The organism is Bacillus sp. FSL R5-0593 (assembly GCF_038603755.1).
Classification (GTDB): Bacteria; Bacillota; Bacilli; order Bacillales; family Bacillaceae; genus Bacillus; species Bacillus velezensis.
Genome location: NZ_CP152011.1, coordinates 683,317 through 697,579 on the forward strand (window position 1 = coordinate 683,317; position 14,263 = coordinate 697,579).

General features: G+C 46.1%; 13 protein-coding genes and 2 riboswitches. Of the genes, 12 read left to right on the top strand and 1 reads right to left on the bottom strand.

Going from position 1 to position 14,263, the window contains the following annotated elements; genetic code table 11:
• Nucleotides 1–11 precede the first annotated feature (11 nt).
• Together NYE36_RS03400 and guaA are read left to right on the top strand one after the other, a co-directional pair.
• Nucleotides 12–2,219 carry a DUF4129 domain-containing transglutaminase family protein gene (locus NYE36_RS03400; protein WP_327997711.1) on the top strand — a complete coding sequence of 736 codons (2,208 nt, stop codon included), beginning with the start codon at nt 12–14 and terminating at the stop codon, nt 2,217–2,219.
• Between the two features lie 163 nt (nt 2,220–2,382).
• Nucleotides 2,383–3,924, top strand: a complete 1,542-nt coding sequence (gene guaA, locus NYE36_RS03405) for a glutamine-hydrolyzing GMP synthase (protein ID WP_007408887.1) — start codon at nt 2,383–2,385, stop codon at nt 3,922–3,924.
• Nucleotides 3,925–4,108: 184 nt separating this feature from the next.
• Here guaA and NYE36_RS03410 read toward each other — a convergent pair whose 3' ends face one another.
• The gene (locus tag NYE36_RS03410; RefSeq protein WP_047935403.1) at nt 4,109–4,876 is read right to left on the bottom strand and encodes a GNAT family N-acetyltransferase; all 768 of its coding nucleotides are present in this window, start codon (nt 4,874–4,876) and stop codon (nt 4,109–4,111) included.
• A gap of 319 nt (nt 4,877–5,195) precedes the next feature.
• On the opposite strand from NYE36_RS03410, the gene NYE36_RS03415 reads away from it, so the two are divergent.
• The 10 genes from NYE36_RS03415 to purB all read left to right on the top strand — a co-directional run bounded on the left by NYE36_RS03415 (nt 5,196) and on the right by purB (nt 14,219).
• Nucleotides 5,196–5,729: a sigma-70 family RNA polymerase sigma factor gene (locus tag NYE36_RS03415; protein WP_007408889.1), complete on the top strand. Its 534-nt coding sequence runs from the start codon at nt 5,196–5,198 to the stop codon at nt 5,727–5,729.
• Complete coding sequence (locus NYE36_RS03420) at nt 5,711–7,153, top strand: DUF4179 domain-containing protein (RefSeq protein WP_032867595.1); 1,443 nt, start codon at nt 5,711–5,713, stop codon at nt 7,151–7,153. Before NYE36_RS03415 ends, NYE36_RS03420 begins: the two co-directional genes overlap by 19 nt.
• A 123-nt stretch (nt 7,154–7,276) precedes the next feature.
• A riboswitch (purine riboswitch) is annotated at nt 7,277–7,378 on the top strand.
• Nucleotides 7,379–7,509: 131 nt separating this feature from the next.
• Complete coding sequence (locus NYE36_RS03425; RefSeq protein WP_007408891.1) at nt 7,510–8,832, top strand: NCS2 family permease; 1,323 nt, start codon at nt 7,510–7,512, stop codon at nt 8,830–8,832.
• Between the two features lie 196 nt (nt 8,833–9,028).
• Entirely contained in the window at nt 9,029–9,811 is a 783-nt protein-coding gene (locus NYE36_RS03430) for a hypothetical protein (RefSeq protein ID WP_047935404.1), read from the top strand.
• Between the two features lie 138 nt (nt 9,812–9,949).
• Complete coding sequence (locus NYE36_RS03435; RefSeq protein WP_003155777.1) at nt 9,950–10,123, top strand: Fur-regulated basic protein FbpA; 174 nt, start codon at nt 9,950–9,952, stop codon at nt 10,121–10,123.
• Between the two features lie 119 nt (nt 10,124–10,242).
• Nucleotides 10,243–10,797 (top strand): DUF5698 domain-containing protein, encoded by a 555-nt coding sequence (locus NYE36_RS03440; protein ID WP_007408893.1) that lies wholly within the window; start codon nt 10,243–10,245, stop codon nt 10,795–10,797.
• On the top strand, nt 10,794–10,991 hold the full coding sequence (locus tag NYE36_RS03445; RefSeq protein ID WP_007609843.1) for an NETI motif-containing protein: 198 nt from the start codon (nt 10,794–10,796) through the stop codon (nt 10,989–10,991). Before NYE36_RS03440 ends, NYE36_RS03445 begins: the two co-directional genes overlap by 4 nt.
• Nucleotides 10,992–11,069: 78 nt before the next feature.
• Nucleotides 11,070–11,171: riboswitch (purine riboswitch) on the top strand.
• A 132-nt stretch (nt 11,172–11,303) separates the two neighbouring features.
• The gene (gene purE, locus NYE36_RS03450; RefSeq protein WP_007609846.1) at nt 11,304–11,792 is read left to right on the top strand and encodes a 5-(carboxyamino)imidazole ribonucleotide mutase; all 489 of its coding nucleotides are present in this window, start codon (nt 11,304–11,306) and stop codon (nt 11,790–11,792) included.
• A complete protein-coding gene (gene purK / locus NYE36_RS03455; protein WP_042634928.1) occupies nt 11,746–12,927 on the top strand; it encodes a 5-(carboxyamino)imidazole ribonucleotide synthase in 1,182 nt (393 codons plus the stop codon). The genes purE and purK overlap by 47 nt, the downstream gene beginning before the upstream one ends.
• Entirely contained in the window at nt 12,927–14,219 is a 1,293-nt protein-coding gene (purB, locus tag NYE36_RS03460) for an adenylosuccinate lyase (RefSeq protein WP_007408896.1), read from the top strand. Before purK ends, purB begins: the two co-directional genes overlap by 1 nt.
• The last annotated feature ends 44 nt before the right edge of the window (nt 14,220–14,263 follow it).

Sequence of the window (14,263 nt, forward strand, 5' to 3'; positions counted from 1 at the left end):
GGTGGCGCGCCATGCCGCATGACGAGAACCAGGGAAGCAGGCTGAGTCTGCTGCTGTTTTATTTTCTCGCTTTTTTATTGTTATGGGAATGGCTCAGGCCGCTGCACAATTTTACGGATACAAAACATACCGGTTTTTTCATCGTTTTTATCGGTTTGGCATTTCTGCTGTCATTCTTCCGGATGAGGTGGTACGTCACTGTGCCGTCCTGCATTCTGTTTACGTTGATCAGTATTCACATCCTGTTTTATAAAGGTTCGGTTTTTCAGCCGGAATGGCTTGTTTCTTTTTTGCGGGACGTGATGCAAAATGCCCGCCACATCGGGTCCGGAAGATGGAATGACATGAATCCGTCATTCCGCACATTGCTGTTTTTTGTGCTTTTATGGCTGCTCGTGTATTTGCTGCATTACTGGGTGATCTATCAGCGGAAAATATTATTCTTTTTTATCATGACGGTGGCGTATATCACCGTGCTTGATACGTTTACTCCTTATGATGCCGCGTACGCCGTCATCCGGATCGTCTTTATCGGCTTTTTGATGATGGGGCTTTTGTATATGGAGCGCATCCGGCTTACGGAACACATAGCGTTTAAAAAAAGATTGATACTCAAATGGTTTCTGCCGCTGATGCTGTTTATCTGCGCTTCCGTCGTGTTCGGTCTGGCGGCTCCGAAATCAGATCCGAACTGGCCGGATCCCGTGCCGTTTCTTAAAAAAATAACAAACCACAAAGAAGTGCCCGCCGCCGAAAGCAAAATCGGCTACGGCAATCATGATGAAACATTGGGCGGCCCTTTTCAGCAGGATGATACGCCGGTTTTCACATGGAAGGGAAAAGAACGGGCGTACTTCCGGGTGGAAACGAAGGATACATACACGGGGAAAGGCTGGGTGGAGACCGATCAGGGCATGTCCTATAAACTGAACGGCGGCAACGTGGAAGATATATGGTTTGACCGGAGTGTGCAGACGAGACGGTATACGGCACAGGTGTCCATTGATGAGAATTATCTCTATAATCACGTCATGTATCCGATCGGCGTCTCCAATATTAAACCGAAGCACTCGATTCAGCTTGAAATGAACGGAAACACCGAGCAAATTATGCCGGTCAGTGAACAAGTGGGCAACATCCGCAATATGGGACGGTACACGGTGACTTTTCAGGCGCCCGTCTTTAAGCTGAATGATCTCAGAAAAGTGAAAGTGAAACGATACCGTGAGCAGAATCAATTCAATGACCGTTATTTACAGGTCCCCGACAGCCTTCCGAAAAGAGTGAGACAGCTTGCGGACAGACTGACGCGGGATCATCATAATATGTTCGATAAAGCGAAGGCGATCGAGGATTATCTCGGATCTTCCGCATTTTCGTATAATACACAGGATGTCGCGGTTCCGGAGCACAATCAGGATTATGTCGATCAATTTCTGTTTGAAACGAAAAGAGGATATTGTGATAACTTTTCATCGGCAATGGCTGTGCTGCTCCGCTCTGCGGGAATCCCCGCCCGTTGGGTGAAGGGCTATACATCCGGCGAATATAAAGGGGCAGGCGACCATAACGGCCACATTTATGAAGTCACAAACAACAACGCCCATTCGTGGGTAGAAGTGTATTTTCCCGATCAGGGCTGGGTGACGTTTGAGCCGACAAAAGGCTTCACCAATCCGACGGAGTTTACGTCAGAGCAAAATCATACCGCGGCAAAAGACAGCGGAGGCTCAGCGGGAAATTCGGATGAACCGTCTGACAAGCAGCGTCAGGAAACAAAGCCAGAAAAAGAAGAAACACCGAAAAAACGGGATCACAGTGCGGCACCGCAGCCTGTGATCCGCAACAAAACCGCGGCACAGCTATGGCCGTATGCAGCCATCGTCATCGTGATTTCAGCCGCGGCGGCACTCGCCTGGGTGCTCCGGGCGCGCTGGATTCCGCACGTTACAGCAGCCAGATTGAAGCGGCGTACGGATGAAGACGTCTTTTTCGACGCATATGCCGCGCTGCTCCGCCAGCTGAAACGAAAAGGATTCAGCAGGGGAGACGGAGAAACACTGCGCGATTTTGCCGCGAGGATTGACGAGGCGTACCATACAAACGACATGTCCGAGCTGACGCTGCTCTATGAGCGGGCCTTATACCGCAGGGATAATGCAGCGGAGCTTTGGAATGAATCGGGACAGTTGTGGGAAAATATAATTAAAACAAGATAGTCTTGACCGCATATCGTCCTGTTGTTAGAATAAATGAATGTTAAATGGGAGCCCGGGAGCGTTAAAAAGCCGGGCTTCCGGACAAGTCTTGCGCGACAGAGGGCTGAACGTTTGTCCTCCGTTTTTTCTGTGTCAAAAACTTAGAGGAGATTAGGTGACAACCATGACGAAGTTAGTGAATGAAATGATTCTTGTTCTTGATTTCGGCAGTCAGTATAACCAGCTGATTACCCGCCGGATCCGTGAATTTGGCGTATATAGCGAGCTGCACCCCCATACGTTGACAGCTGAGGAAATCAAAGAAATGAATCCAAAAGGAATTATCCTTTCAGGCGGACCGAACAGTGTATATGATGAAGGATCTTTCCGCTGTGACGAAAAAATCTTTGAACTCGATATTCCTGTATTAGGCATCTGCTACGGCATGCAGCTGATGACTCATTATCTCGGAGGAAAAGTCGAGGCGGCAAGCCAGCGCGAATACGGAAAAGCCAACATTCAGATTCAAGGAACTCCTGACTTGTTCAAAGATCTTCCGGAAGAACAAGTTGTCTGGATGAGCCACGGCGATTTGGTTGTAGAAGTTCCAGAAGGCTTCACTGTTGACGCAACAAGCCATCACTGTCCGAATTCAGCGATGAGCAAAGCGGACAAGAATTGGTACGGCGTTCAGTTCCACCCGGAAGTGCGCCACTCTGAATACGGCAATGATCTTCTGAAAAACTTTGTATTCGGCGTTTGCGATTGTGAAGGCAAATGGTCAATGGAAAACTTTATCGAAATCGAAATGCAAAAAATCCGTGAAACAGTCGGAGACAAGCAGGTTCTTTGCGCGCTAAGCGGCGGTGTTGATTCCTCTGTTGTGGCTGCTTTAATTCATAAAGCGATCGGCGACCAGCTGACTTGTATTTTCGTCGATCACGGCCTGCTTCGTAAAGGCGAAGCGGAAGGCGTCATGAAAACGTTCAGCGAAGGCTTTAATATGAATGTCATTAAAGTTGATGCGAAAGACAGATTCTTAAACAAGCTGAAAGGTGTTTCTGATCCAGAGCAAAAACGCAAAATCATCGGCAACGAATTCATTTACGTATTTGATGATGAAGCGGACAAGCTTAAAGGCATCGATTATCTTGCGCAAGGAACGCTTTACACGGATATTATCGAGAGCGGTACTGCAACGGCGCAAACGATCAAATCGCATCACAATGTCGGCGGACTTCCTGAAGATATGCAGTTTGAACTGATCGAGCCGCTGAACACCCTTTTCAAAGACGAAGTGCGCGCGCTCGGCACAGAGCTCGGCCTTCCGGATGATATCGTATGGCGTCAGCCGTTCCCGGGCCCTGGACTTGGCATCCGCGTACTCGGCGAAGTAACGGAAGAAAAACTTGAGATCGTTCGTGAATCAGACGCGATTCTGCGTGAAGAAGTGGCGAACCACGGCCTTGAGCGCGACATCTGGCAGTACTTCACGGTTCTTCCTGACATCCGCAGCGTCGGCGTCATGGGAGATGCGAGAACGTATGATTACACAATCGGTATCCGTGCCGTAACATCAATTGACGGCATGACATCTGACTGGGCGCGTATCCCTTGGGATGTGCTTGAAGTGATTTCAACACGGATCGTCAACGAAGTGAAACACATCAACCGCGTCGTGTATGACATTACGAGCAAGCCGCCTGCAACGATTGAGTGGGAATAGTCAAAAGAAGCTTAGAATCCTTGGTTTATAAGGGTTCTAAGCTCTTTTTTCTTTTATAGCAACAATTGATCCAATATTATTAATTGAATCGTGAATTTTAAAGAAAAAGTATTCCACAATGGGATAATAATTAATGTTGTTTTAGAATAAAGTTTGTTCAAATTAAGCAAATTAAAGAAACCCTCTATTCAAATACAACCATTTCTCCGACATCTATAAATCCAAATCGCTTATAGATATTTTTTCCATCCTCTGAAGCCTGTAATACAACTGGTTTTTGTTTATCCTTTGTTTGCTTTAGAAGAAATTGAAACATTTCACTGCCAATTCCTTTACCTCTAAATGTTTCTTTTGTCATCACATCATAAATACCATAGCTATCTTTGGTTTCTATTAATAAACCGGTAGTTACAGGCATTTCATCTATGCATCCAATAAACATCTGAACTTCTGAACCTAATTTTACTTGTGAAAACGTATTAAAATAACTTTCTAGTGCATCTTTTTCTGGTGTACCCTCAAATAAGCTCGTGAATATGTCTATATATTTTAAAAGTTCTTCATCATTTTTCACAGCAGTAATCATAAGCTGATGGGAAATTCTTTGCCCAACATTAAGAGTATTTTCAAGTTTCATCATTACATTACGTTCCGCTTCTTTTAGATCATATTCTTGTATAAGTTTTGTCCAATCCTCAGTTAAATACTGAGCATCAATCCAAATACTAAAGGGATATTTTTTATATGAAAAATTATCGATTCCATGTCTGATCTTAACTGTATTTTTGATATTTGGAGATTTCGGTAATATTACATTGAATGTATCAGTGGGGATTTTTGTATTTGCTATGATGAAATCTTCTTCCTTTGTAAGCTCTCCGCTAACTGTATGGGTAAATGATTTTAATTTTTCTTCCAAATTGTTTATGACTAATTGTTGATTTGTAATCATGTTTTTGCACCTTTCAATTCGATTTAGTGCGCTTTTTTTATTATAAGGTCAACTAAAACACTAAATCACAGTATTTACCCCCTCCCATAATATTCAGAACACGGGGGAGCAATATTTTTAATGGTAACTTCTAAATCAAGGAACTACAAACCCCAAAAGGCTTGATATTCAATAAATTAATTCTTATAATGTTTAGAAAGCATTGAGTGGGAATAAATGAAGATAAAAAAACGTCTCTTTTAAAAAAGAGGCGTTTTTTTTCATCTTTTTGAAACCGTTTTGCCCTGATTCATATCTAACAGCATAGGAGGTGGATAAGGTGAAGGAAGAACGATTGATCAAAAAGGCGAAAAAAGGTGATGCCGCAGCCTTTGAAAAACTGATCACAGCTCATCAGGAGACTTTATATAAAACAGCTTATCTCTATTTGCATCACAAGGAAGATACGCTGGACGCTGTTCAGGAAACGGCTTACAAGGCTTTTCTTCATATCGCGCAGCTGAAGGAGCCGAAATATTTTAAAACGTGGCTGATCCGGATTTTGCTTCATACGATTTTTGCGATGAGGAAAAAGCACGGAGACGTCATCCCGTTTGAGCCGCAACATGATACACGCGCGGAGAATAAGAACATTGAAGAATACATAGATCTTCGGAATGCCTTGGAAACGCTTGACGAACATATACAGCTGACCATTCAGCTTTATTATTTTCAAGATTTCTCGATTGCTATGATCGCTGAACAGACCGGTATGGCGGAAGGCACTGTGAAAACGCATCTGCACAGGGCGAGAAAAGCATTGAAGCAGGAGCTGGAAAAGGAGGATAAACATATATGGAAAAGCATCAAATGAAGCAATTGTATCAGGACATTGACGTGCCGAAAGCTGAATTGAAAAACGTGATACACAGCGCTGCTGTCCGTGCCGGAAAAGAAGGCGCCGTCAGACGGAGATGGGGACGAAAAGTGATAAACGGCCTCGCGGTTGCTGCTGCTTTGTTTATTCTGTATCTGTCCTCAGGTTTATTCATGCCCTCCGTTAATACGGCTATGGGAAACATTCCTGTTGCCGGACAAATTTACAGTCTGTTTCAGGATAAGGCAGGTTCTGCGCTGTTTAAAAGCAATTTGGTGACAAAACTGAATGAGAAAGCGGAATCACGCGGGATTACGGTGACAGTGAAAAGTGTGTATTACGACAGCGGACAGCTCGTTTACAATTTTACCGTTGACAATTTGAAATCAGATGAGGAGAGCATCTCTTTTCAAGTTGATTATAAAGATCCACGGAATATGTTAGCAGAGGATTATGACAGCAGTGATATGAAAAAAATGAAAGACGGGCGGTACGCTGGGCAGCTTCGCCTGTTCACGGACGGCTCAAAGCTGAAAGACGGTGATAAGCTTCCGCTTGTCATTACACAAATCAAGGATATCCCCGGAAACTGGCGCTTTACACTTCCGATCAAAAAACAAAAGTCCGTTTCTCTTGAAGGAACGAAAGCTGTGAATGTAAATCACGGATTATACCGCTTTTTCGATATCCGGGCGGAGAACGGAACGATGGGATCGGCTCTCCTGTATTCTATCGACTTTCTAGATGCAGCTAAAAATGATGCCATCTCGATTGACGAAGCAACGGATGATGCAGGAAACCATTATGAAATGACGATGTCGAATATTGAACTTGGCGGCAGAAAGAATCTTCCCGGAGGCGGGAAAAGAATACGCGGCCAAACTCAATTCAGCAAACCGATAGACCCGAAAGCGAAAACACTTTTCATAACGGGTGATATAAAATCAGAATCAGAGCCTGGAGAAATTGTCCCTTTGAAAACAAAACTGCCCGTCAGCTATGAAACGAAACATCATCATGTCGGCATTACCATCAAAAAAATCAAACAGCAAGGCAGACGGGTAATTGTGGATTATCAATTCAGCGGAATTGATGTAAGCAAGGCGGATGAAGATCAGCTGATCAATGTCGGTGAGTCAATCGGTCTCGGCAATACGAAAAAAATGAAAACCTGGCCATCAGTTGATGAGTATGAAAAAGGCTATTATCTGAAAGGGAATAAGGCGAAAGTCATGAATCTTAAAACGGGTGAAATGGAATCCGTTTTTGAATTGGATGATTCATCCGATAAAGACTATTCGTTGCGCGATTTTTCATTCGATTCATACGCTTTGTACGTCAATCAAACGGCCATGAACATTTTAGCAGGTGACAGCAAGATCACATTCGCGGTGCCGGTTCGGCCTGCGGACGGAAAATGATGTCTGGAAGGCGGCTTTTGCCGTCTTCCATTTTTGGTCAATTAACGAATAAACCAAATTTTTTTAACGGGATTGTTCGTTTTTTTTATTGAGTTTTCAAAATTGAATTGATACAATAGACTCAGAAATCAAATATGCAGATATCGTATAATGGCGGGGATATGGCCCGCAAGTTTCTACCAAGCTACCGTAAATGGCTTGACTACGGATCAATCTCAATCGTTTGATATAAATAATCCATTCTTATTTATTCAGACTGAACGTATGTAGTCAAGCGTCCCAAATGTATTTGGGGCGTTTTTTATTTGGCGGATAACGGGCAGAATAAATGGGAGAGAATGAAGGAGGCAATTGGCTTGAAGCAATTTTTTCAGTTTGATGAGCTGGGGACAAGCTATCGTAATGAAATCATCGGCGGTTTAACGACCTTTTTGTCAATGGCGTACATTCTGTTCGTCAATCCGCTGACATTGTCTTTAAACGGTGTGAAAGGATTTCCCGAAGCATTAAAAATTGATCAGGGCGCGGTGTTCACCGCTACAGCCTTGGCATCTGCGGCCGGCTGTATTTTAATGGGGCTCATTGCAAAGTATCCGATCGCGATTGCGCCGGGTATGGGATTAAATGCGTTTTTTGCTTTCTCTGTCGTACTCGGCATGGGGATTTCATGGCAGGCTGCGCTTTCCGGCGTCTTAATTTCCGGAATTATCTTCGTGGCGCTTTCGCTGACGGGACTGCGGGAAAAAATCATTAATGCGATTCCGCCTGAGCTGAAATTGGCGGTCGGCGCGGGTATCGGTTTGTTTATCACATTTGTCGGTTTGCAGGGTTCGGGCATTATTGAAGCGAACTCATCGACTTTGGTGTCTATCGGCAATATTCACAGCGGCCCTGTGCTGCTGACGGTTTTCGGTGTTATTGTGACGGTCATTCTGATGGTGCTTCGCGTAAACGGCGGCGTATTTATCGGAATGCTTCTGACGGCGGTTGCCGGCATGGTCTGCGGACTGATTCCGGTTCCGACGCACATTGTCGGCAGCGTGCCGAGTCTTGCGCCGACTTTCGGACAGGCGTGGATGCATCTTCCGGATATCTTCTCCGTCCAAATGCTGATTGTCATTTTAACTTTCTTGTTCGTCGGGTTTTTCGATACGGCCGGAACGCTGGTGGCTGTAGCGACACAGGCCGGGCTGATGAAGGAAAACAAACTTCCGCGTGCGGGAAGAGCGCTTCTGGCAGATTCGACATCAATCGTTATCGGAGCCGTACTCGGTACGTCTACAACGACTTCTTATGTTGAATCCAGCTCAGGCGTTGCGGCGGGGGCGCGCTCCGGCTTCGCGGCTGTTGTGACGGGCATTCTCTTTTTGCTGGCGATGTTTTTCTCGCCGCTTCTGTCAGTTGTCACCACGAATGTGACGGCTCCGGCTTTAATTATTGTCGGCGCGCTGATGGTGGCGCCGCTCGGTAAGATCGCCTGGGATAAATTCGAGGTGGCTGTGCCGGCATTCTTAACGATGATTATGATGCCGCTGACGTACAGCATTGCGACGGGGATTGCGATCGGTTTTATATTCTACCCGATTACAATGATCTGCAAAGGAAAAGGAAAAAGCGTTCACCCGATTATGTACGGGCTGTTCGTCATCTTTATCCTGTATTTCATCTTCTTGAAATAACGGAAAACCGGCTGAGGACAGCCGGTTTTTTGTTTTTGTCCTATTCCGTAAAACCAATACATACTATAAAACGTCATGTGGGTGTCCGGGTGAAGAAAACCGCTTGACTGTTTAAGGACGCTTCGGTACCTTATATAAGTGTTTTATTTTCTTGTTTAACAAATTCCGCCGTATTTTTTTGATAGGAGTTGCTGACATGACGGAAGAAAGAAAAGAAACGTTGGAAGAAGAAAAACAGCATCAGGGGACTGATGAAGAACCGCTGTCGAGAATGTCCAGAAATGCGGGACGTTATCAAAAGCAAAAGAAAAAAGATAAGGAACGGCGCCCGGCTTCGGCTTTTACGGAAAAACTCGCTTCTGCATGGGCCGCGGTCAAACGTTATTGCCGTTTCGCGCTGCGCATTTTGACATCACCGGTGAAGGTCGTTGGGGAAGACGGCTTTTCCCGCTTTAAATATGCTCTTATTTCAATGCTTGTATTCAGTATCTTTTTCTCAATCGGAAATTGGTTTCAGCTGAGGGCAAGCCAGCAAAGGCCTCTCGGATACGGGGAGCGGCATCATACGTTTTTTGACGGCTTTACCGTCGTTCTCGTGTATACGCTCGTCTTTTTTGCCGCTGCGGCGGGCGCGGTCTGGCTTGTATCACGCTATATGATGAAACAGAAAATCACGATGCGGGATGCGGCCGCGGGGGTCGGATCGCTTTTGGTTCCGGCTGTCGCCTGCTCTATCGTGTGGATGATTTTCGCGATATTGAATCTGCCGGTCATCACCGTGGTGTTTACGGCGCTGACCTTGTTTCTGGCCGCCTCGGCGATGGTGCAGTTTGTGCAGATTCTATACAAATCGGCTGAAAAGCCTGCGGCTGACGTGATGTACTGTATTTCCGCGGCGGTTATCATCATGCTCGTTTTTACGGCTGTGACATGGCCGCTTATTTCAGAGTACTTTACTGCTTCGCTGATCCCTTTATAAGTCGAAATTTGTCTTTCACAATGTTTACAAATTTTTCTAATAAAGCGTGTTGTTTTGAGGACCCGGCCGAGATATGATGAGAGCAACAGCAATTCGAAAGCGGCACTACTCTTTATGATTCGGAAAGGGATGATGAAGATGGCCCCGTTGTTGCGAGAAGCCATTAATCGGAAAAAACAGCACCTGAGAACAAAGCTGATCCGCTCAGGGTTTTATCAAGACCATGTTCAGGAACTGTCCGGATACACGCTGAGTGAACTTGAGAAGGAATATGAAGCCGTCAAACGATTGAAAAAAGCCGAGCTTCACTGATAAGAGCTTGAAAGTCTGCCTTGCGGGGCGGGCTTTTTTTTCTTTTGAAAATGATGAAAAGAGGGTAAACTATCCTTAATTGAAAGATTGGCTTTTCAAAGTCAGAGGAGGGGGAATCAATGATGCAGACGATTTTATCCAACAGTATAGGTATGGTTCTCATTATTCTCATCATTAACATTATATATGTCTCTTTCTTTACGATCAGGATGATTCTGACATTAAAGGGACAGCGCTATTTCGCCGCAGGCATCAGTACGATTGAAATCCTTGTGTATGTGACCGGCCTGAGTCTTGTGCTCGGCAATCTGAATCAAATTCAAAACGTCATTGCCTATGCGCTCGGCTACGGCCTCGGCGTCATAGTGGGAATGAAAATTGAAGAAAAACTGGCGCTCGGCTACATAACAGTCAACGTCATTACGAAAGAGCTTGATCTGGACCTGCCGAAACAGCTCCGGGAAAAAGGATACGGGGTTACAAGCTGGGTTGCGGGCGGACTTGAAGGAGACCGGACCGCCATGCAGATTCTGACGCCGCGCAAATATGAGCTTCAGCTTTATGATACGATTAAAACGCTTGATGAAAAAGCGTTTATCATCGCTTTTGAGCCGAAAGCGATCCACGGCGGATTCTGGGTGAAAGCAGTGAAAAAGAGGAGAATTAAGGAATGACAAAGCCAAAAAAGAAACGGTTTGAAGTAACGGAAGATGAAACGATTGATACCATTCTCACTTTAATGAAGGAAGAGGGCTATATGCCCGTCCGGCGGATGGAAGAGCCGATCTTTACAGAAAAGAAAGAAAATGGATCAATTCAAGTCGTTCCTTGCGGGAAAAAAATCGTATTTGAAGGGAAATTGATCTAAACACGAACATTAAAAGAAAGAATTTTTATATCGTTCGATAATGTCGTTGACATTATCCAAGTCCGTTGTTAAGATAAACATGAAATCAAAACACGACCTCATATAATCTTGGGAATATGGCCCATAAGTTTCTACCCGGCTGCCGTAAACGGCCGGACTATGCAGGAAAGTGATAAACAGCTGACATGGATATCGCAGAAGCGAACGACTGACGATACGCGCGCCATGCCCGGTTTGTATTGCTTCCTCATAGTTGCAATATAAGCCGGGCTTTTTTTTCTGAAAAACAAAGCATGAGAAGGTGGGAACAGAATGCAGCCGCTAGCAGGAATCATCATGGGAAGCACCTCCGATTGGGAGACAATGAAACATGCATGCGACATACTTGACGAACTTCACATTCCTTATGAAAAACAGGTGGTATCCGCGCACCGGACGCCTGATTTGATGTTTGAATATGCAGAAAGCGCCAGAGACAGGGGCTTAAAAGTCATTATTGCCGGAGCCGGAGGAGCGGCGCATCTGCCGGGAATGACGGCGGCCAAAACGACGCTGCCGGTGATCGGCGTACCGGTTCAGACAAAATCGCTTAACGGGCTTGATTCTCTTCTGTCTATCGTACAGATGCCAGGCGGCGTGCCGGTCGCGACGACTGCGATCGGGAAAGCGGGCGCAGTGAACGCGGGTCTGTTAGCCGCGCAAATTTTGTCGGCATTTGACGACGACATTGCGGATAAACTAGAGGCGAGAAGAAATGCGACAAAACAAACGGTGCTGGAAAGCAGTGATCAGCTTGTCTGATAAAAAAACGATTTACCCCGGCGCCGTTATCGGCATTATCGGAGGCGGACAGCTCGGAAAAATGATGGCTGTCGCCGCAAAACAGATGGGCTATAAAGTCGCTGTCGTCGATCCCGTGAAAGACTCGCCATGCGGACAGATCGCCGATATTGAGATTACCGCCCAGTACAATGACCGTGAAGCGATTCAAAAATTGGCCGGAGTCAGTGACATCATTACGTACGAATTTGAAAATATCGATTACGAGGCGCTCAACTGGCTCAAAGAACATGCATATCTTCCCCAGGGAAGCGAGCTGCTGCTCATCACCCAAAACAGGGAAACGGAAAAAAAGGCGATCCAGTCAGCAGGCTGTCAAGTCGCGCCTTATCGGATCGTAAACAGCGGACGGGAGCTTGAGGAAGCCGTTCAGGCACTGGGGCTCCCGGCGGTGCTGAAAACATGCCGCGGCGGATATGACGGCAAAGGCCAATTTGTCATTAAGGAAGAAGGACAGACAGATGAAGCGGCTGCGCTGTTAGAAAACGGCACGTGCATACTTGAAAGCTGGGTATCGTTCCGGATGGAGCTTTCCGTTATCGTGACGAGATCGGTGCACGGTGAGATTTCAACCTTTCCGGCTGCTGAAAATATCCACAAAAATAATATTCTGTTCCAAAGCATCGTGCCCGCGAGAGCGGAGGAAACGGTTCAAAAGCGGGCAGAGGCGCTTGCCGTTCAGCTCGCGGAGAAATTGGAACTTGTCGGGCCCCTTGCGGTGGAAATGTTCGTCACGGAAGATGGAGACCTTTTGATTAATGAACTGGCGCCGCGTCCTCACAACTCCGGGCATTATACGCTCGACCTTTGTGAAACGAGCCAATTCGAACAGCACATCAGAGCGGTCTGCGGACTTCCTCTCGGCAGAACCGATCTTCTCAAACCGGGAATGATGGTGAATCTGCTCGGTGATGAAGTGAAGCTTGCGGAGGAGCATACGGAGCTTTTAAAGGAAGCCAAACTGTACCTGTACGGAAAACATGAGATTAAAAAAGGCCGCAAAATGGGGCATATGACATTTTTGCGGAAGCCTGATGAAACATGGATTCAGGACATCACGAACATATGGATGAAAAGAGACGGAGGACGAGCATAATGATCGAACGTTATTCAAGACCTGAAATGTCCGCGATCTGGACGGACGAAAACAGATACCAGGCATGGCTGGAAGTCGAGATTTTAGCCTGTGAAGCCTGGGCTGAGCTTGGCGTCATTCCGAAAGAAGACGTCAAAGTCATGCGCGAAAACGCGTCTTTCGACATCAACCGCATTTTGGAAATCGAGCAGGATACGCGCCATGACGTCGTTGCATTCACCCGCGCGGTTTCAGAATCATTAGGCGAAGAAAGAAAATGGGTTCACTACGGCCTGACGTCAACAGATGTCGTGGATACCGCTCTTTCCTATCTATTAAAACAGGCGAATGAGATCTTGCTCAAGGACATTGAGAGATTTGTTGACATTATAAAAGAAAAAGCGAAAGAACATAAATACACGGTCATGATGGGCCGCACGCATGGCGTACACGCGGAACCGACGACATTCGGCCTGAAACTCGCGCTTTGGCACGAAGAAATGAAACGCAACCTTGAACGTTTCAAGCAGGCAAAAGAAGGGATCGAAGTCGGGAAGCTTTCCGGCGCGGTCGGCACATATGCAAATATTGATCCGTTCGTAGAGCAGTATGTCTGTGAAAAACTCGGCCTGAAAGCGGCGCCGATTTCCACTCAGACATTACAGCGCGACCGTCATGCGGATTACATGGCGGCACTGGCTTTGATCGCGACGAGCATTGAAAAATTCGCAGTGGAAATCCGCGGTCTGCAAAAGAGTGAAACACGTGAAGTGGAAGAGTTTTTTGCAAAAGGACAAAAAGGCTCATCGGCTATGCCTCATAAACGGAATCCGATCGGGTCGGAAAATATGACGGGCATGGCGCGCGTGATCCGCGGGTACATGCTGACGGCATACGAAAATGTACCGTTATGGCATGAGCGTGATATTTCTCATTCATCAGCTGAGCGCATCATTCTTCCTGACGCGACAATCGCGCTGAATTACATGCTGAACCGATTCAGCAATATCGTCAAAAACTTAACGGTATTCCCGGAAAATATGAAACGCAACATGGACCGCACACTCGGTTTGATCTATTCTCAGCGCGTGCTGCTTGCTTTAATCGACACGGGTCTGCCTCGTGAAGAAGCATATGACACGGTTCAGCCGAAAGCGATGGAAGCGTGGGAAAAACAAGTGCCGTTCCGCCAGCTTGTCGAAGCGGAGGAAAAAATCACGTCCCGTCTCACACCGGAACAGATTGCCGATTGCTTTGACTACAATTATCATTTGAAAAACGTCGACTTGATCTTTGAGCGTTTAGGTTTATAGAAGAAGCCAGCCGGAGGCGGCTTCTTCAGCCGCCATAGATTGAA